This is a genomic window from Treponema sp. UBA7570 (genome assembly GCA_002477955.1).
Classification (GTDB): Bacteria; Spirochaetota; Spirochaetia; order Treponematales; family Treponemataceae; genus Treponema_D.
Genome location: DLLE01000013.1, coordinates 1,632 through 3,621, shown reverse-complemented (window position 1 = coordinate 3,621; position 1,990 = coordinate 1,632). Strand labels below are relative to the sequence as shown.

General features: G+C 41.6%; 2 protein-coding genes. Both read right to left on the bottom strand.

Annotation, left to right across the window (positions count from 1 at the left end; translation table 11 throughout):
* Nucleotides 1-344, bottom strand: a 344-nt coding sequence (locus tag B4N75_RS01065) for a hypothetical protein (protein WP_296706362.1), incomplete at its 3' end; no start/stop codon positions are given.
* Nucleotides 345-361: 17 nt separating this feature from the next.
* A partial coding sequence (locus tag B4N75_RS01060; RefSeq protein WP_296706360.1) for a hypothetical protein occupies nt 362-1,990 on the bottom strand: 1,629 nt, incomplete at its 5' end.

Sequence of the window (1,990 nt, the reverse complement as noted above, 5' to 3'; positions counted from 1 at the left end):
ATATTCCACGTGCCTTTTGAAAGTTTTATGGAAAAAGCAGAGCCGTCAACTTCCGCTGTGTACGATTTTTCAGAATTTCCTGCGTTTTTTGCGATTACAGCATAAAAAATTGCGCCGGGAATTTCTGCCGAAACGCTTCTGGCATGATTCGTGTTTTCAAAAATCTTTGGAGACGAGCCATTTACAGAAAAAACTCCTTTCAGTTCATAAAGTTTTTCATCATTTTTCGGCTCATAATTATCAGAAGAAGTAAAATTTTCACAGGCAAAAAAGAATATTGAACAAAAAATGCACATCAAAATCAAAAAAACAAATTTCACTCTATTAAAAAACGCATTTTTCATAATTTTCTCCACGCAATTTATTTTGTAAGTTCAACATCAAGCACAGAACTGTAAGCCGAGCCATTAAATTCAACGCTAACAAAAAGCTGATAAGAATCCAAAGGCCAGTTTTCGCCGGTTTCTATGCTGTTTTCCGAACTTGAAACGCCAGTGAATGTTCCGTGGTTGAAAAATTTCAAGCTCCAGTTTGTAAAATCCAAATCCGAAGTTTGAACCGTCTGTCCATCCGAATCCGTCACAATTACAGAAACGCCGATTTTTTCTCCAGGCTTAACAGAATCCGCCGCCGCAAAACTAAGCGTGTATTCCTGAACAATAATATTTCCGCCGGAAGAATCCAGAACGCCTTTTGTGCCGGAAGAATCCGCAGTCAAAACCCATTTTTCAGAGTCCAAATCAAAAAGTTTGCAGGTTTCGCTCATTGATTTTTCATCGCCGTCTGCAGAAACAAGAATCTCAGAGCCTTTGCTTCTTGTGTCAACTCCAGAAATTGCCGCGACTTTTTGTGCAGTAAGATTTTTTACAAAAACCACAAGAGAATCGTCTCCAATTTCTATTGAGCCAGAAATTGCCGTATTGCCTTCAAGAACAAGTTTTCCGCCGTTGTAATTTATATTGCCGCCGACGGTGCAGTCTTTAAGCAAAAGCGTTCCTCCAGAAACCGTTATATCTCCGGAAATTGTTCCGCCAGAAACAGAAAGCTCGCCGTTTTCCACCACGACATTTCCTGCAACATTCAGTTTGTTCGCCTTCAATTTTCCGCCGCTCGCCGCCATTTTCAGAGACGAGACAGAATTTCCGTTTCCGTTGATTACAACGTTCGCATTTGCCACAGAAAGCTCAACATCCTCATCAACGCTTCCTGCAAGCTGGACTGTTCCCAGAACCGTTATGTCAGAAAATCCGTCGTCCGAGAAAGTTTTTGCAATTGTGGCGAACGGAGAATCAGAGCTTCCAGTGTTTTCTGTGTCGCTTCCATTCGGCGAAACAAAAAGCATCGATTTTAAGACACGAATTCCAAATTCCTTTGGAATTGAATCCGCGTACAAATCCTTGTGGGAATAAACGCGAAGAAAAACTTTTCCGGCAGGAATCTTCAACGAGATTTCGCCGCCAGAATTTTTTCCGCTGTAAAGAACTTTTCCAGTATCATCTAAACCTTGATAAAGCTCGTAAACCACAATTGAGTCCGAAGTGTCCAAGCCGTCGCTCGCATTTTGAGCAGGCGAAAGCGTTATTGTCGCATAGGAGCTGTTTTCGTCCTGGCTTACAGCATCGCCGGTTTGCAGCTCATTTTCCGAAGAATCTTTTACAACAACGCCATCAAGACGGATTGAACTCACGCTTGTGGAAACTTTAGAAGAAAATCCAGCCTCATCAAAAAGCTCTATTGCATACGTTGTGTCCTCGTCCGTAAGAACATCGTCTGTAACAAAATAAGCCGCCTGCCCATATTCCACAAACAAAACTGAAGAAGCAGGAGAATATGACGATGAAGATGAAGCGTTTCCAACCTTAAAAGACTCATTCTCAAATTCAAAAGTTCCGTCCGCATTTAAGACAACAGAAGTTTTTTCGCCGTTCACAGAAAGCGACTTTATGTCGCTGTGGATTTTAGAAAGCAAGCCTTTTGACGGCATATTGAA